This window comes from Pseudomonas sichuanensis (assembly GCF_024749065.1).
Taxonomy (GTDB): Bacteria; Pseudomonadota; Gammaproteobacteria; order Pseudomonadales; family Pseudomonadaceae; genus Aquipseudomonas; species Aquipseudomonas sichuanensis.
Genome location: NZ_CP087185.1, coordinates 40,298 through 64,437, shown reverse-complemented (window position 1 = coordinate 64,437; position 24,140 = coordinate 40,298). Strand labels below are relative to the sequence as shown.

29 protein-coding genes are annotated in these 24,140 nt (G+C 64.2%); 11 read left to right on the top strand and 18 right to left on the bottom strand.

Annotated features, from left to right (window positions below; genetic code table 11):
- Positions 1 to 6 precede the first annotated feature (6 nt).
- The gene (locus LOY51_RS00320) at positions 7 to 585 is read right to left on the bottom strand and encodes a PA_0111/PP_0108 family redox-active disulfide protein (RefSeq protein ID WP_125462068.1); all 579 of its coding nucleotides are present in this window, start codon (positions 583 to 585) and stop codon (positions 7 to 9) included.
- Complete coding sequence (locus LOY51_RS00315) at positions 551 to 1,294, bottom strand: SURF1 family protein (RefSeq protein ID WP_258643864.1); 744 nt, start codon at positions 1,292 to 1,294, stop codon at positions 551 to 553. Before LOY51_RS00315 ends, LOY51_RS00320 begins: the two co-directional genes overlap by 35 nt.
- A 63-nt stretch (positions 1,295 to 1,357) precedes the next feature.
- Between LOY51_RS00315 and LOY51_RS00310 the strand changes: the two genes are divergently transcribed.
- On the top strand, positions 1,358 to 1,561 hold the full coding sequence (locus tag LOY51_RS00310) for a twin transmembrane helix small protein (protein ID WP_125462066.1): 204 nt from the start codon (positions 1,358 to 1,360) through the stop codon (positions 1,559 to 1,561).
- Between the two features lie 106 nt (positions 1,562 to 1,667).
- On the opposite strand, the gene LOY51_RS00305 is transcribed toward LOY51_RS00310, so the two are convergent.
- The 4 genes from LOY51_RS00305 to coxB are packed head-to-tail and all read right to left on the bottom strand — an operon-like array spanning position 1,668 to position 5,900.
- On the bottom strand, positions 1,668 to 2,555 hold the full coding sequence (locus tag LOY51_RS00305; RefSeq protein ID WP_125462065.1) for a cytochrome c oxidase subunit 3: 888 nt from the start codon (positions 2,553 to 2,555) through the stop codon (positions 1,668 to 1,670).
- A gap of 16 nt (positions 2,556 to 2,571) precedes the next feature.
- A complete protein-coding gene (locus LOY51_RS00300) occupies positions 2,572 to 3,129 on the bottom strand; it encodes a cytochrome c oxidase assembly protein (RefSeq protein WP_110995002.1) in 558 nt (185 codons plus the stop codon).
- Between the two features lie 10 nt (positions 3,130 to 3,139).
- Positions 3,140 to 4,729 (bottom strand): cytochrome c oxidase subunit I, encoded by a 1,590-nt coding sequence (gene ctaD, locus LOY51_RS00295; protein ID WP_110995001.1) that lies wholly within the window; start codon positions 4,727 to 4,729, stop codon positions 3,140 to 3,142.
- Positions 4,730 to 4,772: 43 nt separating this feature from the next.
- The gene (gene coxB / locus LOY51_RS00290) at positions 4,773 to 5,900 is read right to left on the bottom strand and encodes a cytochrome c oxidase subunit II (protein WP_125857012.1); all 1,128 of its coding nucleotides are present in this window, start codon (positions 5,898 to 5,900) and stop codon (positions 4,773 to 4,775) included.
- Between the two features lie 380 nt (positions 5,901 to 6,280).
- Here coxB and LOY51_RS00285 point away from each other — a divergent pair, with 380 nt between their 5' ends.
- Positions 6,281 to 6,922, top strand: a complete 642-nt coding sequence (locus LOY51_RS00285; RefSeq protein ID WP_110995054.1) for a hypothetical protein — start codon at positions 6,281 to 6,283, stop codon at positions 6,920 to 6,922.
- A 73-nt stretch (positions 6,923 to 6,995) separates the two neighbouring features.
- Here LOY51_RS00285 and LOY51_RS00280 read toward each other — a convergent pair whose 3' ends face one another.
- The 5 genes from LOY51_RS00280 to prlC all read right to left on the bottom strand — a co-directional run bounded on the left by LOY51_RS00280 (position 6,996) and on the right by prlC (position 13,439).
- Positions 6,996 to 8,531: a SulP family inorganic anion transporter gene (locus LOY51_RS00280; protein ID WP_258643862.1), complete on the bottom strand. Its 1,536-nt coding sequence runs from the start codon at positions 8,529 to 8,531 to the stop codon at positions 6,996 to 6,998.
- A gap of 188 nt (positions 8,532 to 8,719) precedes the next feature.
- Positions 8,720 to 9,439: a carbonic anhydrase gene (locus tag LOY51_RS00275; protein WP_125462062.1), complete on the bottom strand. Its 720-nt coding sequence runs from the start codon at positions 9,437 to 9,439 to the stop codon at positions 8,720 to 8,722.
- 391 nt (positions 9,440 to 9,830) lie between these two features.
- Positions 9,831 to 10,886: a PA0069 family radical SAM protein gene (locus LOY51_RS00270; RefSeq protein ID WP_374046883.1), complete on the bottom strand. Its 1,056-nt coding sequence runs from the start codon at positions 10,884 to 10,886 to the stop codon at positions 9,831 to 9,833.
- 184 nt (positions 10,887 to 11,070) lie between these two features.
- Positions 11,071 to 11,355, bottom strand: coding sequence for a YheV family putative zinc ribbon protein (locus tag LOY51_RS00265; protein ID WP_110994107.1), 285 nt, complete (start codon positions 11,353 to 11,355; stop codon positions 11,071 to 11,073).
- Entirely contained in the window at positions 11,352 to 13,439 is a 2,088-nt protein-coding gene (gene prlC, locus LOY51_RS00260) for an oligopeptidase A (RefSeq protein WP_258643860.1), read from the bottom strand. Before prlC ends, LOY51_RS00265 begins: the two co-directional genes overlap by 4 nt.
- 66 nt (positions 13,440 to 13,505) lie before the next feature.
- Between prlC and LOY51_RS00255 the strand changes: the two genes are divergently transcribed.
- Positions 13,506 to 14,054: a gamma carbonic anhydrase family protein gene (locus tag LOY51_RS00255; RefSeq protein ID WP_125462058.1), complete on the top strand. Its 549-nt coding sequence runs from the start codon at positions 13,506 to 13,508 to the stop codon at positions 14,052 to 14,054.
- Positions 14,055 to 14,156: 102 nt separating this feature from the next.
- Positions 14,157 to 14,804: an HAD family hydrolase gene (locus LOY51_RS00250; RefSeq protein ID WP_125857008.1), complete on the top strand. Its 648-nt coding sequence runs from the start codon at positions 14,157 to 14,159 to the stop codon at positions 14,802 to 14,804.
- Positions 14,805 to 14,847: 43 nt separating this feature from the next.
- Here the strand turns inward: LOY51_RS00250 and LOY51_RS00245 are convergent, their stop codons facing one another.
- A complete protein-coding gene (locus tag LOY51_RS00245; protein ID WP_125857007.1) occupies positions 14,848 to 15,960 on the bottom strand; it encodes an aminopeptidase in 1,113 nt (370 codons plus the stop codon).
- Positions 15,961 to 16,027: 67 nt separating this feature from the next.
- Between LOY51_RS00245 and LOY51_RS00240 the strand changes: the two genes are divergently transcribed.
- On the top strand, positions 16,028 to 16,441 hold the full coding sequence (locus LOY51_RS00240) for a PA0061/PA0062 family lipoprotein (protein ID WP_125857006.1): 414 nt from the start codon (positions 16,028 to 16,030) through the stop codon (positions 16,439 to 16,441).
- Positions 16,442 to 16,496: 55 nt separating this feature from the next.
- Entirely contained in the window at positions 16,497 to 16,910 is a 414-nt protein-coding gene (locus tag LOY51_RS00235) for a PA0061/PA0062 family lipoprotein (protein ID WP_125462054.1), read from the top strand.
- A 137-nt stretch (positions 16,911 to 17,047) separates the two neighbouring features.
- Here LOY51_RS00235 and LOY51_RS00230 read toward each other — a convergent pair whose 3' ends face one another.
- Entirely contained in the window at positions 17,048 to 17,281 is a 234-nt protein-coding gene (locus LOY51_RS00230; protein WP_258643856.1) for a DUF1161 domain-containing protein, read from the bottom strand.
- Between the two features lie 74 nt (positions 17,282 to 17,355).
- Positions 17,356 to 17,781 (bottom strand): OsmC family protein, encoded by a 426-nt coding sequence (locus tag LOY51_RS00225; RefSeq protein ID WP_125462052.1) that lies wholly within the window; start codon positions 17,779 to 17,781, stop codon positions 17,356 to 17,358.
- A 155-nt stretch (positions 17,782 to 17,936) separates the two neighbouring features.
- On the opposite strand from LOY51_RS00225, the gene LOY51_RS00220 reads away from it, so the two are divergent.
- On the top strand, positions 17,937 to 18,941 hold the full coding sequence (locus tag LOY51_RS00220; RefSeq protein ID WP_125857005.1) for an LLM class flavin-dependent oxidoreductase: 1,005 nt from the start codon (positions 17,937 to 17,939) through the stop codon (positions 18,939 to 18,941).
- Between the two features lie 77 nt (positions 18,942 to 19,018).
- On the opposite strand, the gene LOY51_RS00215 is transcribed toward LOY51_RS00220, so the two are convergent.
- Positions 19,019 to 19,240, bottom strand: coding sequence for a DUF1161 domain-containing protein (locus tag LOY51_RS00215; RefSeq protein ID WP_125462050.1), 222 nt, complete (start codon positions 19,238 to 19,240; stop codon positions 19,019 to 19,021).
- A 102-nt stretch (positions 19,241 to 19,342) separates the two neighbouring features.
- On the bottom strand, positions 19,343 to 19,558 hold the full coding sequence (locus LOY51_RS00210; protein ID WP_023632599.1) for a dodecin: 216 nt from the start codon (positions 19,556 to 19,558) through the stop codon (positions 19,343 to 19,345).
- A 152-nt stretch (positions 19,559 to 19,710) separates the two neighbouring features.
- On the opposite strand from LOY51_RS00210, the gene LOY51_RS00205 reads away from it, so the two are divergent.
- On the top strand, positions 19,711 to 20,034 hold the full coding sequence (locus tag LOY51_RS00205; protein ID WP_125462049.1) for an ElaB/YgaM/YqjD family protein: 324 nt from the start codon (positions 19,711 to 19,713) through the stop codon (positions 20,032 to 20,034).
- On the opposite strand, the gene LOY51_RS00200 is transcribed toward LOY51_RS00205, so the two are convergent.
- Positions 20,031 to 20,927 carry a LysR family transcriptional regulator gene (locus LOY51_RS00200; protein ID WP_125857004.1) on the bottom strand — a complete coding sequence of 299 codons (897 nt, stop codon included), beginning with the start codon at positions 20,925 to 20,927 and terminating at the stop codon, positions 20,031 to 20,033. The genes LOY51_RS00205 and LOY51_RS00200 overlap by 4 nt on opposite strands.
- A 225-nt stretch (positions 20,928 to 21,152) precedes the next feature.
- On the opposite strand from LOY51_RS00200, the gene trpB reads away from it, so the two are divergent.
- The 3 genes from trpB to LOY51_RS00185 all read left to right on the top strand — a co-directional run bounded on the left by trpB (position 21,153) and on the right by LOY51_RS00185 (position 23,675).
- Entirely contained in the window at positions 21,153 to 22,370 is a 1,218-nt protein-coding gene (gene trpB / locus LOY51_RS00195) for a tryptophan synthase subunit beta (protein WP_125462047.1), read from the top strand.
- Positions 22,367 to 23,176 carry a tryptophan synthase subunit alpha gene (gene trpA / locus LOY51_RS00190; protein ID WP_125857003.1) on the top strand — a complete coding sequence of 270 codons (810 nt, stop codon included), beginning with the start codon at positions 22,367 to 22,369 and terminating at the stop codon, positions 23,174 to 23,176. The genes trpB and trpA overlap by 4 nt, the downstream gene beginning before the upstream one ends.
- A 190-nt stretch (positions 23,177 to 23,366) precedes the next feature.
- A complete protein-coding gene (locus tag LOY51_RS00185; protein WP_258643852.1) occupies positions 23,367 to 23,675 on the top strand; it encodes a hypothetical protein in 309 nt (102 codons plus the stop codon).
- A 38-nt stretch (positions 23,676 to 23,713) separates the two neighbouring features.
- Here the strand turns inward: LOY51_RS00185 and LOY51_RS00180 are convergent, their stop codons facing one another.
- A complete protein-coding gene (locus tag LOY51_RS00180) occupies positions 23,714 to 24,046 on the bottom strand; it encodes a DOPA 4,5-dioxygenase family protein (protein ID WP_125857001.1) in 333 nt (110 codons plus the stop codon).
- Positions 24,047 to 24,140: the final 94 nt, after the last annotated feature.

Here is a 24,140-nt window from a genome sequence, read left to right as displayed (position 1 = left end):
AGGCTCCTAGCCAATGTTGGACAGCTTGAGCAGGTGGCGCAGGTCGTCCAGCACCTTCTTGCCGTTGACCTTGGCGTCGTAGCGCAGCACCAGGTTGCCGTGGGGATCGACGATCCACAGCTGCGGGCCGGGCTCGCCGACCTGTTGCTGATAGCGCTGGCTATCCAGCGGGTAGCGTTGCAGCTGTGGATATTCACGACCGAGCACAGCCTGGTAATCCGCATCGAGCGCCTGCGCGGCGGCCAGGGCATGGCTGGCGCGGCTGGCGTCGCGGCCCAGGCCCACCTGGATCTGCCGGGCCAGGTAAACCAGCTGGCGGCATTCATCGGCGCAGGCTTGCGGGGCGCTGACCAACAGCTGCCAGCGCTCGTCCTGGGCATCGATGCCAATGTCGGCGCGGCTCTGGCCATTGCCGATCATCACCCCATGGAAGCTGCGCCCCTCCGGCACCCAGAACTGCAGCTTGTACATGCTGGTGGCTAGGATCATCGGCCCCAGTACGACGAACAGGATCAACAGCAGCTGCAAGCGCCCGCGGGCCTTGCGCCCTTCAGGCACGTTCAGTGGACTCGTGGCGGCGGCCATGGCGGTTCTCCTTGTTGTGGTTGTGCCAGCCGAAATACAGGTAAAGCAGCACCAGCGTGGTGGCCAGGGCAAACCACTGCACGGCATAGCCCAGGTGCTTTTCCGGGCCCATGGCGACCACCGGCCAGCCCAGTCGGTAGCTGGCCGGCCCAGGCTCCAGGCGCAGCTCGTGGGCGAAACCTTCACGCCCGAGCAGTTGCCATAGGCCGGCCGGGTCGACGGCAGTCAGCAAATGCGGCCACTGGCCGCCGGCGGGGTCGGGGTGCAACTGGAAGGTCTTGCCGGGCGCCACATAGACCGAGGCATCCAGCGCCAGGGGTTGATCGGAGGTGACGAACTGCACCGGCACCCGCCGATCGGGCCAGGGCAACCAGCCGCGATTGACCAGCAGCCACTGGCCGCTGGCCTGGTCGTGGAAGGGCTGCAGCAGTTCGACGCCGGCCTGGCCGTCGCGCATCTGGTTGTCCAGCAACAGGCTGTGGCGAGCGTCGAAACGGCCATAGAGGTGCACACGGTAGAAGGCAGGGTCGGGCAACTGGGCAAGCTGGGCGGCGGCCAGTGGCGCCTCCACCTGGCGTTCGGCGTAGCTGTCCATCAGGGCGCGCTTGTCGTCGGCCCGGCCCAGTTGCCAGAAGCCAAGCGCGATCAGCCCCGGCAGCAGCGCGAGCACCACCAGGGTCGGGATCCAGCCGGGGCGAAACGGCCTCACCGTGGCCCCGCAAGGTCGAACGCTATACTTGCACTCATCACCGCATCCCCCCGGAGTCTCGTCATGCTCAAGGCCGCGATAGTCCTGATGCTGCTGGCCACCGTCGCCAGCCTGTTCAGTGGCCTGGTGTTCCTGGTCAAGGACGACGACCAGTCGACCCGGCTGCTCAAAGCCCTCACCGTGCGTGTCACCCTGGCGGCCCTGACCATCGGGCTGGTGGCCTGGGGCTTGATCAGCGGGCAGTTGGTGTCACACGCGCCGTTTTGAAATCACCTGGATCCCTGTGGGAGCGGGTTTACCCGCGAATACGGTGTCAAATCCACCATCGCATTCGCGGGTAAACCCGCTCCCACAGGGTCGTGTGTAGCTTGCCCTAGAGCACATACACAAAGATGAACAAGCCCACCCAGACCACATCGACGAAGTGCCAGTACCAGCTGGCCGCCTCGAAGCCGAAGTGTTTCTCCGGATTGAAGTGCCCGCGCAAAATACGCACGAACATCACGATCAGGATGATCGTGCCCAAGGTCACGTGCGCACCGTGGAAACCGGTCAGCATGAAGAACGTCGCGCCATAGATCCCCGACCCCAACGTCAGCCCCAGCTTGGTATAGGCCTCGTGGTACTCGTAGGCCTGCAACGTGATGAAGCTGATACCCAGGAGAATGGTCAGCGCCATCCAGAACTTCAGCGGTCCACGGTGCCCCTTGCGCAAGGCATGGTGGGCAATGGTGATGGTCACGCTGGAGCTCACCAGCAGGATGGTGTTGATCAGCGGCAGGTGCCACGGGTCGATCACCTCTTTAGGCGGCGGGAACAGCTTCGGGTCTGGCGTGTGCAGCAGCGGCCAGGCGAATTCGAAACTGGGCCAGAGCATGTGCGCCACGCCCTTGGCCCCTTCGCCGCCCAGCCACGGCCCGGCCAGCACGCGCACGTAGAACAGCGCGCCGAAGAAGGCCATGAAGAACATCACCTCGGAAAAGATGAACCAGCTCATGCCCCAGCGGAACGAGCGGTCCATCTGCGGGCTATACAACCCGGCATGGCTCTCCTTGACCACCGCGCCGAACCAGCCGAACAGCATGTACGCCAGGAACAACGCACCGACGAAGAAGATCAGCGGCCCGTGGGATTCCGGGTGGCCGGCCTTCAGGTCGTTGAACCAGGTGCCCAGGCCGAACACCGTGATGAACATGCCGATCGTGGCGATGATCGGCCACTTGCTCTGCGCCGGTACGTAGTAGTGCTCGTGGCTTGCCATGACGTATCTCCTTCCCTCAACGGGCGCCCTCGGTCGCGGCTTGGGCGACCGGGGGGTGGCGAGCGGTGATGTCGAACAAGGTGTAGGCCAGGGTCAGGTGTTTCACCGAATCCGGCAGGTCGCGGTCGACGATGAAGCGCACCGGCATCTCGATGCGTTCGCCAGGCTGCAGCACCTGCTGGGTGAAGCAGAAGCATTCGGTCTTGTGGAAATACGCCGCCGCCTCGGCCGGGGTGATGCTGGGGATGGCCTGGGCGCTCATCGGGTGCTTGGTCGGGTTGCGGGCAATGAAGATCATCTGGTTCACCGCCCCTGGGTTGACCTCGATCTGGTCGGCGCTGGAGTGGAACTCCCAGCTCATGTCGCCAGCGTTGGTCGACATGAACTGCACCCGCACCGAGCGCGTCGGGTCGCTGACCTGGCTGCCCTCGTACTGCCCGCCGGTCTTGCCGTTGATGCCGAAGGCCTTGCACATCACGTCATAGATCGGCACCAGGGCAAAGCCGAAGGCGAACATCACCACGGTCAGCATGACCAGGCGGGTAACCAGGCGGCGCAGCGACAGGCCGTCCATGGGCGCGCTCCTACTTCACTTCCGGCGGAGTCTGGAAGGTGTGGTAGGGCGCCGGCGACGGTATCGACCACTCCAGCCCCTCGGCACCGTCCCACGGTTTGGCCGGCGCCGGCGCGCCGCCACGGATGCACTTGATGACGATGAACAGGAAGAAGATCTGCGTGGCGCCGAACATGAACGCGCCGATCGACGAGACCATGTTGAAGTCGGCGAACTGCAGGTTGTAGTCGGGGATCCGCCGGGGCATGCCGGCCAGGCCGACGAAATGCATGGGGAAGAAGGCCATGTTCATGCCGATGAACGACAGCCAGAAGTGCAACTTGCCCAAGGTCTCGTCGTACATGTGCCCAGTCCACTTCGGCAGCCAGTAATAGGCCGAGGCAAAGATCCCGAAGATCGCCCCGGGCACCAGCACGTAGTGGAAGTGCGCCACCACGAAGTAGGTGTCGTGGTACTGGAAGTCCGCCGGCGCGATGGCCAGCATCAGCCCGGAGAACCCGCCGATGGTGAACAGGATGACGAAGGCGATGGCGAACAGCATCGGCGTCTCGAAGGTCAGCGAGCCTTCCCACATGGTGCTGACCCAGTTGAACACCTTCACCCCGGTGGGCACGGCGATCAGCATGGTCGCGTACATGAAGAACAGCTCGCCCACCACCGGGATGCCGACCACGAACATATGGTGGGCCCAGACGATGAACGACAGAAAGGCGATCGCCCCGGTGGCGTACACCATCGAGGTGTAGCCGAACAGCGGCTTGCGCGAGAACGCCGGGATGATCGAGCTGACCGCGCCGAACGCCGGCAGGATCATGATGTACACCTCGGGGTGGCCGAAGAACCAGAACACGTGCTGGAACAGCACCGGGTCGCCGCCACCGGCGGCGCTGAAGAAGCTGGTGCCGAAGTGGATGTCCATCAGCATCATGGTCACCACGCCGGCCAGCACCGGCATCACCGCGATCAGCAGGAAGGCGGTGATCAGCCAGGTCCAGACGAACAGCGGCATCTTCATCAAGGTCATGCCCGGGGCACGCAGGTTGAGGATGGTGGCGATCACGTTGATCGCGCCCATGATCGAGCTGATGCCCATCAGGTGGATGGCGAAGATGAAGAAGGTCACGCTGGCCGGGGCGTAGGTGGTTGAAAGCGGGGCGTAGAAGGTCCAGCCGAAATTCGGCCCGCCGCCGGGGCTGAATAGGGTCGAGACCAGCAGCAGGAAGGCCGCCGGCAGCAGCCAGAAGCTGAAGTTGTTCATCCGCGGCAGGGCCATGTCGGGCGCGCCGATCATCAGCGGGATCATCCAGTTGGCCAGGCCCACGAAGGCCGGCATCACCGCGCCGAACACCATGATCAGCCCGTGCATGGTGGTCATCTGGTTGAAGAAGGCCGGCTCGACGATCTGCAGGCCCGGCTGGAACAGCTCGGCGCGGATCACCATGGCGAACGAGCCGCCGAGCAGGAACATGGTGAAGGCGAACCACAGGTACATCGTGCCGATGTCCTTGTGGTTGGTGGTCAGCACCCAGCGCATCAGGCCCTTGGCCGGGCCGTGGGCGTGGTCATGGCCGTGGGCGTGGTCGTCGATCACTGCACTCATGTCCTGTCTCCTGCAATCCACTGACTGCCGCGGGTAACCCGGCTCATTGCGCTTCGGCCTGCTTGAGCGCCAGCACGTCCTTCGGCGTGACCATGTCGCCCTTGTTGTTGCCCCAGGCGTTGCGCTCGTAGGTGACCACGGCGGCGATATCGACTTCCGAGAGTTGCTTGCCGAACGCCGCCATGGCGGTACCGGGCTTGCCGTGGAAGACGATGCTCAGGTGACCTTCCTTCGGCCCGGTGGCGATTTTCGAGCCTTTGAGCGCCGGGAACATCGGCGGCAGGCCCTGACCCTCGGCCTGGTGACAGGCCACGCAGGTGGTGTGGTAGACCTTGTCGCCGCGCGCCACCAGCTCTTCGAGGGTCCATTCCTTGCTGGTCAGCTCCTTGAGCTTGGCCGCCTCGGCCTTGCGCTCACCGAGCCAGGTGTCGTAGTCGGCCTTGGATTTCACCTCGACCACCACCGGCATGAAGCCGTGGTCCTTGCCGCACAGTTCGGTGCACTGGCCGCGGTAGATGCCGGGCTTCTCGATCCGCGTCCAGGCCTCGTTGACGAACCCGGGGATGGCGTCGCGCTTGACCGCGAAGGCCGGCACCCACCAGGAGTGGATGACATCGGCGGCAGTCACCAGGAAACGCACCTTGGCCCCCACCGGCAGCACCAGCGGCTGGTCGACTTCGAGCAGGTAATGCTCGTCCTTGGGCGCCTTGTTGTGGATCTGGTCGGCGGGGGTGGCCAGGTTGCTGAAGAACTCGACGTCCTGGCCCAGGTACTTGTAGTGCCACTTCCACTGGTAGCCGGTGACCTGGATATCGATGTCCGAGTCGGTGGCGTCGTAGATGTCGATCAAGGTCTTGGTGGCCGGGATGGCCATGGCCACCAGGATAAGGAAGGGGACGACCGTCCAGAGGATTTCCACCCAGGTGTGCTCGTGGAAATGCGCAGGCTGCTGGCCGGTAGAGCGGCGGTGGATGACCATCGACCAGAACATCGCGCCGAACACCACGATGCCGATGATTACGCAGATCCAGAAGATGGTCATGTGCAGGTCGAAAACGGCGTGGGAGACCTCCGTCGCCCCGGGCGCCATGTTCACGGTCCATGCAGCCTGTGCCTGACCAAACACCGACCACAGCAGGAGGCCCATCCAGACATGTGGATGTCGCATCATTGCGGGTTCCCCTTATCGTTCTTGTAGTCCCGGAGGCGTGGACAACCTGCTACGACAAAGAAGGGTACGGCGGCCAAGACTGCTGACTTCGACGACCGAGCCCCCTGCTAAAGGCAGTCGGGCCTCATCAACGAATCACGTTTCATCGGGAGTATAGACAGCGACCAATGGCGCGCAATGAACAGCATCAAATGACTTTCACCTAACCAAACGTTTGCGCTGAAAGCCGCATGGATACTGGGCCGGGGCACAATGATGGCATATTGATATAGCCAATTTCCTACACGTGTCTCAGTGATATAACAAATACGTCTTAGCCAATCTCCTAAGCGAGCTAACTTAGTGTCTTCCGTTTGTAACGCCTTGTCCCTGGAGTTGTCATGAACATCGCTGCTGTACGCGAGCAGATTGAAAATGCCCATCAACATGAGAGCCGCACAGGCCAGCTGAAAACCCGTCTCGAGCAGCAATTGCCGCACTTGCATCCTTCGATCCAACTACCCGAGCAGGATGCCCAGGGTACCCTGGCGCGCTTCGTCGGCGCCTATATCAACGAAGTGCCGGAACTGCTCGAGGCCGCGCACAGCGTGGCCCGCGAGGCCGGCATCGAGTCGCAGATCAAACCGGTGCTGAAAATCGCCGAAGCCTACTTCCTGCAGCCACCCAGTGTGATGGCCGGGCATGTCGGCCTCGACTGCCTGCTGGACGAGGCCTACCTGGCGCATCGTCTGGTGGAGGAGGTCAACGACCTGTATATCCGCCATTTCCAGCAGCCGCTGATTCCGGTGGATACCACGGTGGCCAACGTGATCGCCCATCAACTGATTGGCGAGACGTTTGCCAATCAGCTGGATGAGGTGGTGCACCACTCGGTGGATGAAATGCTCGACGATGAGAGCTTTGCCGTGGAATCGGTGGAGCGCTATCGCGACAAGCTGTCGAGCCCTGAGACCGGTGAGGCATGGAAACGCTGGCCGTGCCTGTCGCGCCAGCTTGGTGTGGAGCTGGGCCAGTCGGCCTGAGTTGAAGTCATCGCGGGGCAAGCCCGCTCCCACGCTTTATCCGTCGTGGGAGCGGGCTTGCCCCGCGATGCTGTTAAGCCCCAACCCCCGCCGTAGTCCGCAACCGTCCCTCGACCCGCCGCTTCAACCGCCGCTGCTCCAGCACCAGCCGCGTCCCCTTGGCCGCACTGCTGCGCCCCCAATCCTCCAGCAGTTCCAGACAGGAATGGTCGATGTAGCTCAGGTTGCCCAACGGCACATGCAGCGTGGTCCCTTCCGGCACGGTGTCGAGCACCTGGGTCAGCGCCGGCACCTTGAGAAAGGTCGCCGCCCCGCTCAGGCGCAGCTCCATGTGCCCCGGCTTGGCCAGTGTCACCAGGTTGATCTTCAGCCGCGCCGCCTTCAGCGCCAGCTTCAGCAGGGTGAGCGCAAAGCCCAGCAGCACACCGGTGAGCAGGTCGGTGAAAACGATCGCCAGTGCCGTCGCGGCATACGTGAACATCGGCATCCGCCCATAACGGCTCAACCCTCGGAACGCCTTGAAATCCACCAGCTTCACGCCGGTGTACACCAGCACGCCCGCCAGGCTGGCCACCGGGATCTGCTGCAGCACGCTGCTCAAGGCGACGACGAATGCCAGCAACCACAGCCCATGCAGAATCGCCGAAGCGCGGGTTTGCGCGCCGGCCTGCACGTTGGCCGAACTGCGCACTATCACCCCGGTCATCGGCAGCGCACCGAGCACACCGCAGAGCATGTTGCCGACCCCTTGCGCCGACAGTTCACGGTCGAAGTCCGAGCGCTGACCACTGTGCATGCGGTCCACCGCCGCGGCCGACAGCAGCGTTTCGGCACTGGCGATGAAGGCCAGGGCGAAGGCCGCCACCAGCAGGGTAGGGTCGGCCAACTTGAGCAGGTCGTCCGGGCGCAGCCAGTCGATGGCCTCGGACAGGTCCGCCGGTACCTGCACCCGGTTGACCGGCAGCGCCAGCCACAGGCTGATGGTGGTCATCGCCGCCACCCCCAGCAATGCGCCGGGGATGAAGCGCAGGCGTTGCGGGCGCAAGCGTTCCCAGCCCCACATGACGGCGATGGTGCCCAGGCCCAGCGCGCCGGCCTGCCAGCCATTGCCTGCGCTTTCCAGCGGCAGCGCCGCAGCCAGCGTGGCCGGGAAGCCCAGCAGGTTATCCACACCCGACGGCTGTGGCGCCGCGTCGAACATCACATGGACCTGGGACAGCACAATCAGCACGCCGATACCGGCGAGCATGCCGTACACCACCGCCGGCGCCGTGACGCGGAACCAGCAGCCCAGGCGCAAACGCCCGGCCAGCAGCTGCAGCAGGCCGGCCAGCAACAGGATCGGCCCCAGCATGGCCACGCCATGTTGGCGCACCAGCTCGAACACCAACACCGCCAGGCCGGCGGCGGGCCCGCTGACCTGCAGCGGTGAGCCGGCGATGAAGCCAACCACGATGCCGCCGATGATCCCGGTGATCAGGCCCTTGGACGGCGGCAAGCCAGAGGCGATGGCAATACCCATGCACAGCGGCAGGGCCACCAGGAACACCACCACCGAGGCCAGCAACTCACGCGGCAATGCCGCTTTGATCTGTGTCTTGTTCACCATGACGCTCCTTTATCGATCCACGGCCATTCCTCTGGCCGCGAGCACTGGGAACCCCGAATCGCGCGCAGGCGCGGGCCGCCAGCGGGTTTGCCGGCAGGGCGTTCGGGGGAATTCAAGGCAGGCGAAGGCCGCGCCGCACCCGTGGGGTGCAGCCGGCTATCAAGGTTTGTTCAGCGTGGTCGGGTCGCTTAGTAGCGGCCTCTCGGAGTGGCGCTCGGGATCGGCTGGCCAGCGATCAGCGGCAGGAAACTGTCGCTGGCGGCATCGTAGGCTTCGATCTGGCTGGTCTCGATGTCGTACAGCCAGCCATGGATGTGCAACTGGCCAGCAGCCAGGCGCGAGGCCACCGATGGGTGGGTGCGCAGGTGGTGCAGCTGGGCGATGACGTTTTCCTTGGTCACCAGTTGCATGCTTTCGTGCGGGGTTTCGCAGGAGCAGTTGTCTTCGACCACGGTACGCGCCACCTCGGCATGGCGCAGCCAGGCCGCGACAGTCGGCATCTTGTCCAGCGAGTGCGGGTTGAGCACCGCACGCATGGCGCCGCAGTCGGAGTGGCCGCAGACGATGATGTGATGCACGCCCAACGCCAGCACCGCGTATTCGATGGCACTGGAAACACCACCGTTCATCTGCCCATACGGCGGCACCACGTTGCCGACGTTACGGGTGACGAACAGGTCGCCAGGCGAACTCTGGGTGATCAGCTCGGGGACGATGCGCGAGTCGGCGCAGGTAATGAACATGGCGCGGGGTTTCTGCGCGGTGGCCAGCTTCTTGAACAGCTCTTGCTGCTCAGGGAAGACCTCGGTGTGGAACCGCAGGAAGCCGTCGACGATATGCTTGAGGGCGGCATCGGCGCTTTCGGCGGGTGCGGCCGGGACAACCTTGGATGGGTCCTTGACGGGCATGATTCATCCTCTTGACGGTTTGAAGGTAAGTTCCATGTTACCGGGGAAAGATTATGGCTATGCGGGGATTAGATGACGCGCACAGACAATAGATCACAGTCGGGGTGGACTGGGGGCCTACGCTAGCGGAGAAAACTTAACTGAAACTTAATTTGGACAGCTCTAGAACGGGCGTTCCAGAGGTTTTAGGCGGGATTTGGATAATAGCAAAAAAGCATCAGATGCCAATACCCAATACTGATATTGATGCCTAGCATTAGCGACGCTGAGGGTAGCTTTGCAGGGAATGACGCAGACCTTGTGGGAGCGGCTTTAGCCGCGAAGCAGGCGACGCGGTAAATGGCACCGGCTACGCCGGTGTTCGCGGCTAAAGCCGCTCCCACAGATGCATTCAGAACAATGCCATCTGCCCGCCTGGAGGGCAGAAAGCGCTGCAATCCAGCGCCAACTCCTCCCGCCCTTCGAACCCCAGGCGCCTGGCCGCCTTGCGAAACCGTTGCGCCAGCAGTTCGGCGAACACGCCTTCACCCCGCATGCGCGCGCCAAACCGGCTGTCGTACAACTCGCCTCCCCGGCTCTGGCGGATCAGGCTCAGCACGTGATCGGCACGTTGCGGGTAGTGATCGCGCAGCCACTGCTCGAACAGCGGCGCCACCTCCAGCGGCAGGCGCAGCATCATGTACGCCGCGCTCTGGGCGCCGGCTTCCTTTGCCGCCTCCAGCAGGCGCTCCAGCTCACTGTCGTTGATCATCGGGATCATCGGCGAACACAGCACGCCCACCGGCACTCCAGCCTCGCGCAACACCCGAATCGCACGCAAACGCGCTTTCGGCGCGGCGGCACGGGGCTCCAGCGTGCGCTTGAGCTCATCGTCGAGGGTGGTGAGGCTGATCATCACGCGGGCCAGGCGCTGGCTTGCCAGTTCGCTCAGCAGGTCGAGGTCACGCAGCACCAGCGAGCCTTTGGTGACGATGGTCACCGGGTGGCGGTAGCGCAGCAGCACCTCCAGCAGCCGCCGTGTGAGTTGCTGCTCGCGTTCGATGGGCTGGTAGGGGTCGGTGTTGGAGCCCAGGTTGATCGGCGCGCAGACGTAGCCCGGTTTGCTCAGTTGCTGTTCGAGCACCTCGGCGGCGTTGGTCTTGGCGATCAGCTTGGTTTCGAAGTCCAGGCCGGGGGAGAGGTCCCAGTAGGCGTGGCTGGGGCGGGCGTAGCAGTAGATGCAGCCGTGCTCGCAGCCACGGTAGGGGTTGATGGAGCGGTCGAAGGGCAGGTCGGGGGAGGTGTTGCGGGCGATGATGGTCTTGGCCAGCTCGATCCGCACCTCTGTGCCCTGGGTGAGCGGGACTTCCTGGTACCAGCCGTCGTCCTCGGCCACCGAGTGGTTGGGGGCGAAACGGTTGTGCGGGTTGGCGGTGGTGCCGCGGCCACGGAGGGGGGCTGGCTTCATGATGAAAAACCCGGATTACTGTATGCGCATACAGTAATCCGGGTTTTCCTTGAGCACCAGTGCCGTCAGGCGGATTGCAAAGGGCTGCTGCGCAGCCCATCGCTGGCAAGCCAGCTCCCACAGGGTATCGCTGCCTCCTGTGGGAGCTGGCTTGCCAGCGATGGGTCGCGAAGCGACCCCGACCTCACTCGGGCTTCTTGAGCTTCGGATTGGGGAAGAACTGCACCGTCTGCACCTGTACTTTCACCGGCGCCGCCTTCGGCGCCAGCTGGTTGACCCGGGTACCGAGTTCCTTGGGCACCGACAGCCCCTGCTCATTCAAGGTATCGGTGAACCCGCAGGCCATGCACTCGCGGTGCGGCACGTCGTCTTCGCTCCACATCATCAGCTTGTCCATCTCGCTGCACGCCGGGCACACGGCCCCGGCGATAAAGCGTCGCTTGGTCTTGCTCACGGCTACCTCACTCATGCCGCTGCGTCCTCGCTCAGGCCGCAGTGGCGCAGCAATGCGTTGATGGAAGGCTCACGGCCACGGAAGTCGACGAACAGCACCATCGGCTCGCAGGAACCGCCCCGCGCCAGGATCGCCTCGCGGAACGAGCGGCCGGTCTCGGCATTGAGCACGCCTTCTTCTTCAAAGCGCGAGAAGGCGTCGGCCGACAGCACTTCGGCCCACTTGTAGCTGTAGTAACCCGCCGCATAACCGCCAGCGAAAATGTGCGCGAAGCTGTTGGGGAAACGGTTGTACGCTGGCGGGCGCATCACCGTGACTTCGTCGCGCACGCCCTCGAGCACTTGCAGCACGCTGCGGCCGTCACCGTGGGTGGCGTGCAGTTCGAAGTCGAACAGCGAGAACTCCAGCTGGCGCACCATCATCATGCCGGACTGGAAGTTCTTCGCCGCCAGCATCTTGTCCAGCAGGTCCTGGGGCAGTGGCTCGCCGGTTTCGTAATGGCCAGAGATCAGCGCCAGGCCTTCCGGCTCCCAGCACCAGTTCTCCATGAACTGGCTCGGCAGCTCCACCGCGTCCCAGGCAACGCCGTTGATGCCGGACACACCGGCATGCTCGATGCGGGTCAGCAGGTGGTGCAGGCCGTGGCCGAACTCGTGGAACAGCGTGGTGACTTCATCGTGGGTCAGCAGCGCAGGCTTGCCGGGCGCGGCCGGGGTGAAGTTGCACACCAGGTTGGCCACCGGGCTCTGCAGGCTGCCGGCCGCGGTGCGGCGACGGTCGCGGGCGCCGTCCATCCAGGCACCGCCGCGCTTGTTGGCGCGGGCGTAGAGGTCGAAGAAGAAGCGGCCCACGTGCTGGCCGTTTTCCTTGATCTCGAACAGGCGCACGTCCGGGTGCCAGGCGTCGAAGCCTTTGAGCTCGGCGATTTCGATGCCGTACAGGCGCTGGACGATGGCGAACAGGCCGGTCAGCACCTTGTCGATCGGGAAGTAGGCGCGCAGGGCTTCCTGGGACACGCTGTAGCGCTGCTCGCGCAGCTTCTCGCCGAAATAACCGGCATCCCAGCTGGCCAGTTCCGGTGTGCCTTGCTCGGCGGCGTAGGCCTTGAGCTGCTCCAGGTCCTGGGCGGCGAACGGCTTGGAACGCTTGGCCAGGTCACGCAGGAAGCCCAGCACCTGGTCGCTGGACTCGGCCATCTTGGTGGCCAGGCTCAGCTCGGCGAAGTTCGGGTAGCCCAGCAGCTTGGCCAGTTCCTGGCGCAGGTCGAGGATCTGCTCCATCACCGGGCCGTTGTCGAACTGGCCGGCATTCGGGCCCTGGTCGGAAGCGCGGGTGCAGTAGGCGGCGTACAGCTCTTCGCGCAGGGCGCGGTCGCTGGCGTAGGTCATCACCGCGTAGTAGCTGGGGAATTCGAGGGTGATCAGCCAGCCGTCGAGGCCTTTGGCCTGGGCGGCGGCAGCCATCTGCGCCTTGGCCGAGTCGGTCAGGCCGGCCAGCGCGGCTTCGTCGGTGACGTGCTTGGTCCAGGCCTGGGTGGCATCGAGCAGCTGGTTGGAGAAGCGGCTGCCCAGCTCGCTGAGCGTGCTCTGCACTTCGGCGTAGCGCTGCTGCTGGTCGGCCGGCAGGTCGATGCCCGACAGACGGAAATCGCGCAGGGCGTGTTCGATGATGGTCTTCTGCGCCACATCGAAGCTCGCAGCCTCAGGGCTGTTGGCCAGGGCTTGATAGGCGTCGAACAGGGCGCGGTTCTGGCCCAGTTCGGTGGAATAGGCGCTCAGGGCCGGCAGGCAGGACTCGTAGGCCTCGCGCAGCTCCTGGCTGTTGCACACCGCGTTGAGGTGGCTGACCGGGCTCCAGGCGGCGCCCAGGCGGTCGTTAAGTTCGTCCATGGCCAGCACCAGGCCGGCCCAGCTCGGGTTGTTGCCCTGCTTCTCGAGGATGTCGGCGATGGCCTTGCGGTTGTCGGCAAGGATCTGCTCGATCGCCGGCAGCACATGCTCGGCGCGGATGGCCGAGAAGGGCGGCAGATCGTGGGACTGCAGCAGCGGGTTGTTCGCACTCACGGTTCGGGTACCTTGGCAGGAGAAACACGGGACCATCTTAATTACAATCGACGCCGACCGCAGCAGGCAGCCTGCCTATCGGCATTGCAGAGGAACACTATCATGGCCCTCCGGACCTTCCAGGAACACACGCCGAAAGTGGCAGCACGGGCCTTCGTCGACCGTTCGGCGGTGGTCATCGGCGACGTCGAGATCGGTGACGACAGCTCGATCTGGCCACTGACGGTGGTGCGCGGCGACATGCACCGCATCCGCATCGGCGCGCGCACCAGCGTGCAGGATGGCAGCGTGTTGCACATCACCCACGCCGGGCCCTTCAACCCGGATGGTTTCCCGTTGATCATCGGCGACGAGGTGACCATCGGTCACAAAGTCATGCTGCATGGCTGTACCCTGGGCAACCGCATCCTGGTGGGCATGGGCAGCACCATCATGGATGGCGCCATCGTCGAGGACGAGGTGATCATCGGTGCCGGCAGCCTGGTGCCCCCGGGCAAGCGCCTGGCCAGCGGGTACCTGTACATGGGCAGCCCAGTGAAACAGGTGCGGCTGCTGAGCGAACAGGAACACGCGTTCTTCGCCTACAGCGCCGGCAACTACGTCAAGCTCAAGGACCAGCACCTGGCCGAAGGCTACGACCAACCGGAATGAATCCTTCGCGGGTAAACCCGCTCCCACAGAGCCTGTGCGCAGCCTGTGGGAGCGGGTTTACCCGCGAAGCAGTCGACCCAGAATTCGAGCGGAACCCACTACATGCACCAGCAGAACATCCTCTTCGACCTCGACGGCACCCTGACCGACCCGCGCCTGGGCATCACCCGCTCGATCCAGTACGCCCTGGCCAAACTGGGCATCGACGAGCCGGACCTTGCCCGCCTCGAACACTTCATTGGCCCGCCCCTGCTGCAGGCGTTCATGCAGTTCTACCACTTCGACGAAGCCAAGGCCTGGGACGCGGTGAACTTCTACCGCGAGCGCTTCAAGGTGACCGGGTTGTACGAAAACCTGGTGTTCGACGGCGTGCCGGAGCTGCTGCAGGCACTCAACGACCAAGGCCGTACGCTGTATATCGCCACCTCCAAGCCGTGGGAGTTTGCCCGCGAGATCGCCCGCCACTTCGCCTTCGACCGGCACTTCAAGGTGATCTACGGCAGCGAGCTCGATGGCACCCGGACCAACAAGGTCGAGCTGATCCGTCACCTGTTGGACGAGGAAGGGCTGGACCCGGCGCAGACCTTGATGATCGGTGACCGCAAGCATGACCTGATCGGCGCGCGCAGCAATGGCTTGCAGGCGGTGGCGGTGGGGTATGGCTTTGGTAGCCGCGAGGAACTGGAAGCCGAAGCGCCGGCGTTCCATTTCGAGACCCTGGCCGAGATGCATCAGGCGTTCGTGCGCTGATTCAAACCTCCTCGCGGGGCAAGCCCGCTCCCACGTCCTAGTCTCAGATCGTGGGAGCGGGCTTGCCCCGCGATGAGGCCAGCTTTGCCAACGCCAATTTGCGCGGTTCAATCGGCAATCGCCCCAGCGCCTCAACTCGCTGATAGAAAACCAGCCAATCCCCACCAACCTCCTTGAACAGCTGCGAAAATGCCGGCACCCACTGGTCATACAGACCAAACGGCAACAACTTCGCATTGTTCATCGGCGCAAAGATCCAGGCATCGAAGCGCCGATCCCCGGCCCAGTCCCGATCCCGCACCTCACGGTACTCGCGCCGCAATCGCTCGAACTCCGCCTGCTTGGCCACTCGCTTGCCCGCTTCATCCAGCGGCCCGGCATAGATCGCCTGCAAGCGCTCACGGCTGGCCAACACCAGGCGAATGAAGGCATCGCGTTGCCCGGCGCCACGCTCCTCAACCGCTGCCAGCCCACGCGCCGCGCGCCATTGCCGGGTGCCTTCCTGCTCGACGAAGGAGGCGAACGACTCGTTGAACTCGGTATCGTCCTGCACATAGAAGCGCTGGTGCGCCAGCTCATGGAAGATCACCGTGGCCAGGCGCTCGCCGCCCCAACCGACCATGCTGGAAAGGATCGGGTCGTCGAACCAGCCCAGCGTCGAATACGCCTCCACACCCCCGACATAGACATCCAGCCCTTGCTCGCGCATCAACGCCGCCGCCCCGCGGGCCGCACCCTGCTGGTAATAGCCGCGATAGGCCACACAGCCGGCGACAGGGAAGCAATGGGTGACTGGCTGCAGCGACAGCTCGGGGGTGGCGAACACATTCCACACCACGTAGGGCCGGCCCAGCTCGGCATACACCCGGTAACTGCCGTTGTCCGGCAGTTTCAGTTGCTCACTGGCAAACACCCGGGCCTGCTGGGCGAATTGCAGGCGCTGGCGCAGCTCCGGGCGAGTGGCAGGGTCGTCGATCACCTGCGCCACGGGCTGGCGCGCCCGCAACAGCTGCCATTGCCCCTCGGCCAACTGGCCGTAGTAACCCAAGCTGGAACAACCGCTCAGCAGGACGCCGAGCGCGGCGGGAACCAAGCGGGTGAAAACGCGGTCCAGACCCCGACGGCTGCAGCGCGTGAAAAGAAAAAGTCCAAACATCGAGGCTGTCTATCTCGCTCGTCGGCCGAATGCGACCAAGACTATCTTGCCAAGGGGGAGCTTCGCCATGCGTACTAGGTTTGCCGTGGGCACACTCATGCTGCTGTCCGGCTGCGCCACTTTGCCCGACCCGGACCCGAACCAGGCCTGGATCGACCTGGCCCCGCACGACAACGCCTCGCTGCATGCCGTGCAGGTGGATGAACGCGCCTGGGCCGACAACCGCTATTTCGAGGTACAGCCCGGCAATCACGAGCTGACCGTGCGCTACCAGTTCCCCGTGGCGCCGAGCAATATCGGCCCGGTCGACGAGCCGCTGTGGCGCGATTGCCAGCTCAACCTCACCTTCAAGGACTTCAATGCCGGCCAGCGCTACCAGATGCAGGCGGGCAGCATTGGTTTGCGCCCATGGGTCAAGCTCTACGACCAGCAAGGCAAACTGATCGGCCAGGGTGAACCGGCAGGCTGCCAGCGCACCTGAAGGCCGCGAACGGCGCTATGCTTATGGCCTGTGAATCGCGAGCGGGAGTTTCGCCATGCGCCAGCCCATGATGCTGTTCGCCATCAGCGCACTGGGGGCTTGCGCCAGCCCCTTGCCGCCAGTCGACCCAGGCAAGGCCTGGATCGACATGTACACCGTCACCCCTGGCCGTACCCTCATGGCCGACCGCCTGGACGGCAAGCGGCTCGAGGATGGCCGCTACTTCCAGGTGACGCCGGGCAAGCATGAGCTGGTGGTGCGCTTCGACTTCGAGGTGTATTCCGGCGGCTTCAGTACCGACCCGACCGAACGCACCTGCTACCTCACCGTGCGCTACGACGACTTCAAGGCCGGCGAACGTTACCGTCTGGAGGCGCGGGCGCCGGTGATGCAGCCACAGGTGCTGCTGTACGACGCCAACCGCAAGGTGGTGGTGAATGAGCCGAGCAATGTGTTCTGCATTCCCTAGGGCTCTGTAGGAGCGGCCTTGTGTCGCGAAAGGGCTGCGCAGCAGCCCCGGCGATTTCTGTTTGATGCTGAAAACCTGGGGCCGCTACGCGCCCCTATCGCGACACAAGGCCGCTCCTACAGAAGTAGAGGCCGGCCTTACCGATCATTCTTCTGGTAAATGATCTTTTTGGTGCCACCCTCGCAACTCCCCACGACCATGCTCTGATCATGGACTTCGCTGTTCGGCACGATCTCCAGCGTGTAGGAGGTCACCCCGCGCGCCTGGATCTTCGCCTCGATCTCGGCCTTGAGTTCCTCGCACGGCTTGACTGCGGCCAGTGCACCCGTGGCCATCAGGGAGGCCAGCATGGCAATTACTACGCGGATCATGGAACCACTCCTAAAAGGGCAGGTGGGCTGCCGATGCTGGTTAGACTACCGCAAACCGCCGCCGTTGCGCCGGCCTAGGTCAGCAAGGTCGCATCCAGGCTGATCGTCGCGTTCAGCACCTTGGACACCGGGCAACCGGCCTTGGCCTTGTTGGCGATCTCCTGGAACTGCGCCTCGCTGGCGCCCGGCACTTTCGCCTTGAGCGTCAGGTGCACCGCCGTGATTGCGAAACCGTCGGCCTGCTTGTCCAGGCTCACTTCGGCAAAGGTGTCGATGCGCTCCGGGGTCAGGCCAGCCTCGCCCAGCATCATCGACAGGGCCATGGAGAAACACCCGGCATGGGCCGCGCCGATCAGCTCTTCGGGGTTGGTCCCCGGGATGCCCTCGAAGCGGGTGTTGAAGCCGTAAGGGTTCTGCTTGAGCGCGCCGCTTTCGGTGGACAACAGGCCATGGCCATCCTTCAGGCCACCTTGCCAGATCGCCGATGCTGTCTTCTTCATGTTGCCTCCTGGTCACAGGGTGGGGTGCTTATGGTTCTGAGGCCCCTGCCCACGCCAAGTTCAGATCAATCCACCGGTAGGCATTGAATCCTTCGAATGTGCCCATACAGAGTCTGCAAGGCCTTTGGCCAACCACTCTGCTGCGGAGGCTATCGATGACGCACCTGCGAGACCTGAAGTATTCCACCCTCGACCTGGTGCCCGTGCGCGCCGACGGCGGCCCGGCGCAAGCGCTGCGCAACTCGCTAGACCTGGCGCAACACGCCGAACGCTTTGGTTATCACCGCTTCTGGGTGGCCGAGCACCACAACATGGATGGCATCGCCAGCTCGGCCACCGCCGTGCTGATCGGTTACCTGGCCGGTGGTACCTCGACCATTCGCGTCGGCTCTGGCGGGGTGATGCTGCCCAACCACGCACCGCTGGTGATCGCCGAACAGTTCGGCACCCTCGCCAGCCTGTACCCGGGCCGCATCGACCTGGGCCTGGGCCGCGCCCCCGGCTCCGACCAAATGACCGCCCGAGCCTTGCGCCGCGAGCGTTCCGGCAGCGCCGACGATTTCCCGGATGACGTCGAGGAGCTGTCGCGCTACCTCGGCCCACGCACCGACGACCAGAAGGTCATCGCCGTGCCCGGCCACGACACCGAGGTGCCAATGTGGCTACTGGGTTCCAGCCTGTTCAGCGCCCAGCTGGCCGGCATGCGCGGCATGCCGTACGCCTTCGCCTCGCACTTCGCGCCGCGCTACATGCACGAGGCCATCCGTATCTACCGCGACCACTTCAAGCCTTCCACCACACTGGACAAGCCCTACGTGATGCTCGGGGTACCGATGGTGGTGGCCGAAACCGACGAGAAGGCCGAATACCTGGCCACCTCGGTGTACCAGCGCATCCTGGCGTTGATCCGTGGCCAGAGCCTGATGCAGCGCCCGCCCGTCGAGAGCATGAACGGCCTGTGGCTGCCTCACGAGCGCGACGCGGTGAGCAGTTTCCTGGGCCTGGCGATGATTGGCAGCCCGCAGAAGGTGCGGGCCAAGGTGGAGGTACTGCTGGAACAGACCGGGGCGGATGAGCTGATCTTTACCAGTGACCTGTATGAGCATGCGGACCGGATCCGGTCCTATGAATTGATGGCGCAGGCTTTGAAGACCGAGTGAAGTTCATCGCTGGCAAGCCAGCTCCCACACGCGCGCCATCCTTGTGGGAGCTGGCTTGCCAGCGATGGGTCCAACATTCAGCCGCGGCGGTAGACAATCTCTTTGGCGCCACCCTCACAGGTACCCACCACCTTGCCCGCCGGGTCGCCCTTCTTGACGATCTCCAGCGAATAACCCTTCACGCCCTTGGCATCCAGCTTCGCGGCGATCTCGGCCTTGAGCTCTTCGCACGGTTTGCCCGCCGCCATCGCACCGCCGGCCAGCATCATCAGGCCTACTGCCACAATCAACTTCTTCATCTATCGCGTTCCTTGTACAGATCAAAGTCGAAAAGGGCGCAGCCTGTGCGCCCTGCAAACCTATTACCGCATCATGCCGGGCAAAGCCAGCCCGGCTGCCGGTCAGCTGTTGGCGATGCGGAAGCCCACCTTCAGCGTCACCTGGAAGTGCGCGGCCTTGTTGTCACGGATATGCCCGCGGGTATCGATCACCTCGAACCATTCCAGGTGCTTGATGCTCTTGCCTGCCTCGGCCAGGGCATTGTTGATCGCCTCTTCGATGCTGGTGGGCGAGGACCCGACCAGCTCGATCTTCTTGTAAGTGTGATGATCGCTCATGAGTGCGCTCCTTGGATGAAGTGTCAGTTCAGCCTAGCAGCGCCGGCCTGGTTTACCTGCGAGCCAATGCCGCAGGTGAAAATTCGATCGCACTTTCAGCCCGCCGCGCAGTCGCACCCTGTACACCTCATCCACCGCGAAGGAGAGTCACCATGGCCCACAACTCGCTGCGCAAAGCGTCGCTGGAAAGCATGGAAGCCGAGATCGAGAGCCTGCTCAAGACCTTGGAACACCTCAAGCACGACGCCTCGGAAGAATCGCAGAAAACCATGAAGGCGCTGCGCGGCAGTGCCGAAAGCGCCCTCAAGCACTCGCGCAGCTTGCTCAGCGATGCCTATGCGGATGTCAAAACCCGCACCCGCCAAACCGGTATCGCCACCCGCGACTACGCCCAGGAACACCCCTGGACCACCGCCGGCGTGGCCGTTGGTGCCCTTGGCCTGCTGGCCGCCTACCTGCTGTGCCGCCGCAACTAACCCGCCTGCCGTTGCAGCTCCTGGCGCAGCCACTGCGCCAGTTGCTCGGCGCGACCGTCATCAGCGCGCCGGGGCACCCATAGCGCCAAGGCCGCACGGGTGGGTGAAAAGCCCCAGGGTGCAGCCAGCCGTCCGGCTTTCAGGTCGTCCGCCACCAGTGGCTGTGGCGCGATGGCCACGCCCAGCCCGGCTACCGCCGCTTCCAGCAGGTAGTACAGATGCTCGAAAGCCTGGCCGTAATTCAAGGCTTCAGGCGCCAGGCCCTGCTGCTCTGCCCAGGTCGGCCAAGCCTGCGGTCGCGAGGTGGTGTGGAGCACTGCTTCTCGTTGCAAAGCCACGGCTGGCGCGGCTTTCAAACGATCGAAGCCTTCGAAGTGCGGGCTCAGCACCGGGCCGATGCGCTCCTCGGCAAGCACATGCACCTGCATGTCCGCCGGCCACGGCGGCTCGGCATACACCAGCAGCGCGTCCAACCCTGGGCGCCGCGGATCGAGGTCGCCTTCGCCCGCTGACAGGTGCAGGCGCAACTCCGGCAGGTCCGCTTTCAAACGCCCAAGGCGCGGGATGAACCAGCGCGCCAGCAGGCTGCCGGAGCAGCCGAGCACGAACGGCGCTTCGTCTGCCGTGCGCGAAAGCTCGGCACACACGCCGCGCAAACGGTCGAACGCTTCGAAGCTGGCATCGCGCAGGCGCACACCGGCATCTGTGAGTTTGATGCCGCGCCCGTCCTTGACGAACAACGCCACCCCAAGGTGCTCTTCGAGCACCTTGATCTGCCGGCTGACCGCTCCGTGGGTCACATGCAGCGCTTCGGCGGCCTGACTGACACTGTTGAGCCGGGCGGTGGCCTCGAAGGCCCGCAAGGCGTTGAGCGGGGGAAGATCCTGGGCCATATGACTTGTGAGATTTCCTGACAGGTTTGCGCAATCTTATCGGTTTTCAGCAGCGCATGTCGTGGGTAGAGTAAAGCCCATCGACCAGTGCCGGCCCCTTCGCGGGTAAACCCGCTCCCACAGGATTGATGTGATTCCGAGGGCAACACTGAACCTGTGGGAGCGGGTTTACCCGCGAAGAAGCCAACACGGTACCAACTCCTTACACCGCCTATGGAGCGCCCCATGTCCCAGTCCCAATACCGCCCCGGCCCCGACGCCAACGGCCTGTTCGGCTCGTTCGGCGGCCGCTACGTGGCCGAAACCCTGATGCCGCTGGTGCTGGACCTTGCCCGCGAATACGAAGCCGCCAAGGCCGACCCCAAGTTCCTCGAAGACCTGGCCTACTTCCAGCGCGACTACATTGGCCGCCCCAACCCGCTGTACTTCGCCGAACGCCTGACCGAACACTGCGGCGGCGCGAAGATCTTCTTCAAACGTGAAGAGCTCAACCACACCGGCGCGCACAAGGTGAACAACTGCATCGGCCAGGTGCTGCTGGCCAAGCGCATGGGCAAGAAGCGCCTGATCGCCGAAACCGGCGCCGGCATGCACGGCGTGGCCACCGCCACCGTCGCCGCGCGCTTCGGCCTGCCCTGCGTGATCTACATGGGCGCCACCGACATCGAGCGCCAGCAGGCCAACGTGTTCCGCATGAAGCTGCTGGGCGCCGAGATCGTCCCGGTCACCGCCGGCACCGGCACCCTCAAGGACGCCATGAACGAGGCCCTGCGCGACTGGGTCACCAACGTCGACGACACCTTCTACCTGATCGGCACCGTGGCCGGCCCGCACCCGTACCCGGCGATGGTCCGCGACTTCCAGTCGATCATCGGCAAAGAAACCCGTGCCCAGCTGCAAGAAAAGGAAGGTCGCCTGCCCGACAGCCTGATCGCCTGCGTCGGCGGCGGCTCCAACGCCATGGGCCTGTTCCACGACTTCCTCGAAGATGAAAGCGTCAAGATCATCGGCGTCGAAGCCGGCGGCCACGGCGTGCACACCGACAAGCACGCGGCCAGCCTGAACGGCGGCGTACCGGGCGTGCTGCACGGCAACCGCACCTATCTGCTGCAGGACGACGACGGCCAGATCACTGACGCCCACTCGATTTCCGCAGGCCTGGACTACCCCGGCATCGGCCCGGAGCACGCCTACCTGCACGAAGTGAAGCGCGTGGAATACGTCAGCATCACCGACGACGAAGCCCTCGACGCCTTCCACATCAGTTGCCGCCTCGAAGGCATCATCCCGGCGCTGGAAAGCTCCCACGCCCTGGCCGAGGCGATCAAGCGCGCGCCGACCCTGCCCAAGGACCACCTGATGGTGATCTGCCTGTCCGGTCGTGGCGACAAGGACATGCAAACCGTGATGAACCACATGGCCGCCCAGGAGAAACAGGCATGAGCCGTCTTGAACAACGCTTCGCCGAACTGAAGGCCGAAGGCCGCGCCGCCCTGGTCACCTTCGTCACCGCTGGCGACCCAGGCTATGACGCCTCGCTGAAGATCCTCAAAGGCCTGCCGGCCGCCGGCGCCGACGTGATCGAGCTGGGCATGCCGTTCACCGACCCGATGGCCGACGGCGTGGCCATCCAGCTTGCCACCCTGCGCGCATTGGAAGCCGGCCAGACCCTGGCCAAGACCCTGCAGATGGTGCGTGAATTCCGTGTAGACAACCAGGCCACACCGATCGTGCTGATGGGTTACTACAACCCGATCCACCGGTTCGGCGTGGACAAGTTCGTCGCCGAGGCGAAAGCGGCGGGTGTCGATGGCCTGATCATCGTCGACCTGCCGCCGGAGCACGACGCCGAACTGGCCACCCCGGCCCAGGCCGCGGGCATCGACTTCATCCGCCTGACCACCCCGACCACCGACGACGTGCGCCTGCCGCGCGTGCTGGAGCGCAGCTCCGGGTTCGTCTACTACGTATCGGTGGCGGGTGTGACCGGTGCGGGCTCGGCGACCACCGAGCATGTGACCGAGGCGGTGGCACGGCTGCGCCGGCATACCGACCTGCCGATCAGCGTTGGCTTTGGTATCCGCACGCCGGAGCAGGCAGCGGCCATCGCCCGCCTGGCCGACGGTGTGGTGGTGGGTTCGGCGCTGGTCGACAAGATCGCCCAGGCCAAGAGCGACGACCAGGCTGTGAACGACGTGCTGAGCCTGTGCTCGGCGCTGGCTGAAGGGGTGCGCGGCGCTCGTCGCTGAACCTCGTCGCCTGCTTCGCGGGTAAACCCGCTCCCACAGAGACTGCACCGCTCTCAAGGGCTGTGCAACGCCTGTGGGAGCGGGTTTACCCGCGAAGAGGCCACCTCCGGACCTGGCATTTCTACCAGTAGCGCATCCTCAGGGGGAACCCGCATCCTGCGAATTCCCAATACCTGAAGGAGTTGGTGCCATGCGCTATCTGATCTGCTTCACCCTGTCCGCTTTGCTTGCGAATGGTGCATTCGCCGCCTCCTGCCCGCTACCGAGCGCATCCTTTTCTGTGACGCCTGATGAAGAACAGGAAATGGAGGGGTTGCTCAAAGGCCATCGGTATTCGACCATATTTGATGGCCGCGAATGGACCGGGTTTACAGAAGGTGACGCAGTTGATGTGAAGGCACTCGAAGCTGACGATTCAAACCCCGATGATCCGGACGAGCCTGTTTGCCGCTATAAAGACGGCAAGGGCGGTTTCATCAGCCTTACACCCAAGCGGTAGATTTGGGCGGTGACGCGCTCAAGCTCACTCAGCCGTAGTCAGTCGTGGAAAATCGACAGGTCCAACGACCTGATCGCCCCCATCCAGATCGCATGATCGCGGTGATCCGCCAGCTCATCCCCGGTTTCCGGGTGCAGGAACACCACCAGCCCCTTGCGGTACAGCGCCAACCACGGCAGCACCACGCCAACCACCTCCGGCCCGAACGCCAGCTGGCAGCTCCAGTCCGGGTGCGGCCCGACCGGCTTCTGGTGCATGCGCCCCATGGTCACCGGAAACAGCCGCGTCGCCTCTTCGCACAGCTCGCGGGCCTGCTCCATGGTCGATGCGTCGTAATACACGTGGGCGTGATAGCCCTTGATCCTTTGCACGATGGCTCCTGAATAGCAGTGATGACCCGCCTTCGAGTCTACGCCATCCCTGTGGGAGCGGCTTCAGCCGCGAAGCAGGCAACGCGGTAGATGG

Excerpts from the sequence above, each read along its gene's own strand:
- LOY51_RS00320 (WP_125462068.1), bottom strand. The coding sequence starts at position 585 with ATGGCCGCCGCCACGAGTCCACTGAACGTGCCTGAAGGGCGCAAGGCC.
- LOY51_RS00310 (WP_125462066.1), top strand. The coding sequence starts at position 1,358 with ATGCTCAAGGCCGCGATAGTCCTGATGCTGCTGGCCACCGTCGCCAGC.
- LOY51_RS00305 (WP_125462065.1), bottom strand. The coding sequence starts at position 2,555 with ATGGCAAGCCACGAGCACTACTACGTACCGGCGCAGAGCAAGTGGCCG.
- LOY51_RS00300 (WP_110995002.1), bottom strand. The coding sequence starts at position 3,129 with ATGGACGGCCTGTCGCTGCGCCGCCTGGTTACCCGCCTGGTCATGCTG.
- ctaD (WP_110995001.1), bottom strand. The coding sequence starts at position 4,729 with ATGAGTGCAGTGATCGACGACCACGCCCACGGCCATGACCACGCCCAC.
- coxB (WP_125857012.1), bottom strand. The coding sequence starts at position 5,900 with ATGATGCGACATCCACATGTCTGGATGGGCCTCCTGCTGTGGTCGGTG.
- LOY51_RS00285 (WP_110995054.1), top strand. The coding sequence starts at position 6,281 with ATGAACATCGCTGCTGTACGCGAGCAGATTGAAAATGCCCATCAACAT.
- LOY51_RS00280 (WP_258643862.1), bottom strand. The coding sequence starts at position 8,531 with ATGGTGAACAAGACACAGATCAAAGCGGCATTGCCGCGTGAGTTGCTG.
- LOY51_RS00275 (WP_125462062.1), bottom strand. The coding sequence starts at position 9,439 with ATGCCCGTCAAGGACCCATCCAAGGTTGTCCCGGCCGCACCCGCCGAA.
- LOY51_RS00270 (WP_374046883.1), bottom strand. The coding sequence starts at position 10,886 with ATGAAGCCAGCCCCCCTCCGTGGCCGCGGCACCACCGCCAACCCGCAC.
- LOY51_RS00265 (WP_110994107.1), bottom strand. The coding sequence starts at position 11,355 with ATGAGTGAGGTAGCCGTGAGCAAGACCAAGCGACGCTTTATCGCCGGG.
- prlC (WP_258643860.1), bottom strand. The coding sequence starts at position 13,439 with ATGGTCCCGTGTTTCTCCTGCCAAGGTACCCGAACCGTGAGTGCGAAC.
- LOY51_RS00255 (WP_125462058.1), top strand. The coding sequence starts at position 13,506 with ATGGCCCTCCGGACCTTCCAGGAACACACGCCGAAAGTGGCAGCACGG.
- LOY51_RS00250 (WP_125857008.1), top strand. The coding sequence starts at position 14,157 with ATGCACCAGCAGAACATCCTCTTCGACCTCGACGGCACCCTGACCGAC.
- LOY51_RS00245 (WP_125857007.1), bottom strand. The coding sequence starts at position 15,960 with ATGTTTGGACTTTTTCTTTTCACGCGCTGCAGCCGTCGGGGTCTGGAC.
- LOY51_RS00240 (WP_125857006.1), top strand. The coding sequence starts at position 16,028 with ATGCGTACTAGGTTTGCCGTGGGCACACTCATGCTGCTGTCCGGCTGC.
- LOY51_RS00235 (WP_125462054.1), top strand. The coding sequence starts at position 16,497 with ATGCGCCAGCCCATGATGCTGTTCGCCATCAGCGCACTGGGGGCTTGC.
- LOY51_RS00230 (WP_258643856.1), bottom strand. The coding sequence starts at position 17,281 with ATGATCCGCGTAGTAATTGCCATGCTGGCCTCCCTGATGGCCACGGGT.
- LOY51_RS00225 (WP_125462052.1), bottom strand. The coding sequence starts at position 17,781 with ATGAAGAAGACAGCATCGGCGATCTGGCAAGGTGGCCTGAAGGATGGC.
- LOY51_RS00220 (WP_125857005.1), top strand. The coding sequence starts at position 17,937 with ATGACGCACCTGCGAGACCTGAAGTATTCCACCCTCGACCTGGTGCCC.
- LOY51_RS00215 (WP_125462050.1), bottom strand. The coding sequence starts at position 19,240 with ATGAAGAAGTTGATTGTGGCAGTAGGCCTGATGATGCTGGCCGGCGGT.
- LOY51_RS00210 (WP_023632599.1), bottom strand. The coding sequence starts at position 19,558 with ATGAGCGATCATCACACTTACAAGAAGATCGAGCTGGTCGGGTCCTCG.
- LOY51_RS00205 (WP_125462049.1), top strand. The coding sequence starts at position 19,711 with ATGGCCCACAACTCGCTGCGCAAAGCGTCGCTGGAAAGCATGGAAGCC.
- LOY51_RS00200 (WP_125857004.1), bottom strand. The coding sequence starts at position 20,927 with ATGGCCCAGGATCTTCCCCCGCTCAACGCCTTGCGGGCCTTCGAGGCC.
- trpB (WP_125462047.1), top strand. The coding sequence starts at position 21,153 with ATGTCCCAGTCCCAATACCGCCCCGGCCCCGACGCCAACGGCCTGTTC.
- trpA (WP_125857003.1), top strand. The coding sequence starts at position 22,367 with ATGAGCCGTCTTGAACAACGCTTCGCCGAACTGAAGGCCGAAGGCCGC.
- LOY51_RS00185 (WP_258643852.1), top strand. The coding sequence starts at position 23,367 with ATGCGCTATCTGATCTGCTTCACCCTGTCCGCTTTGCTTGCGAATGGT.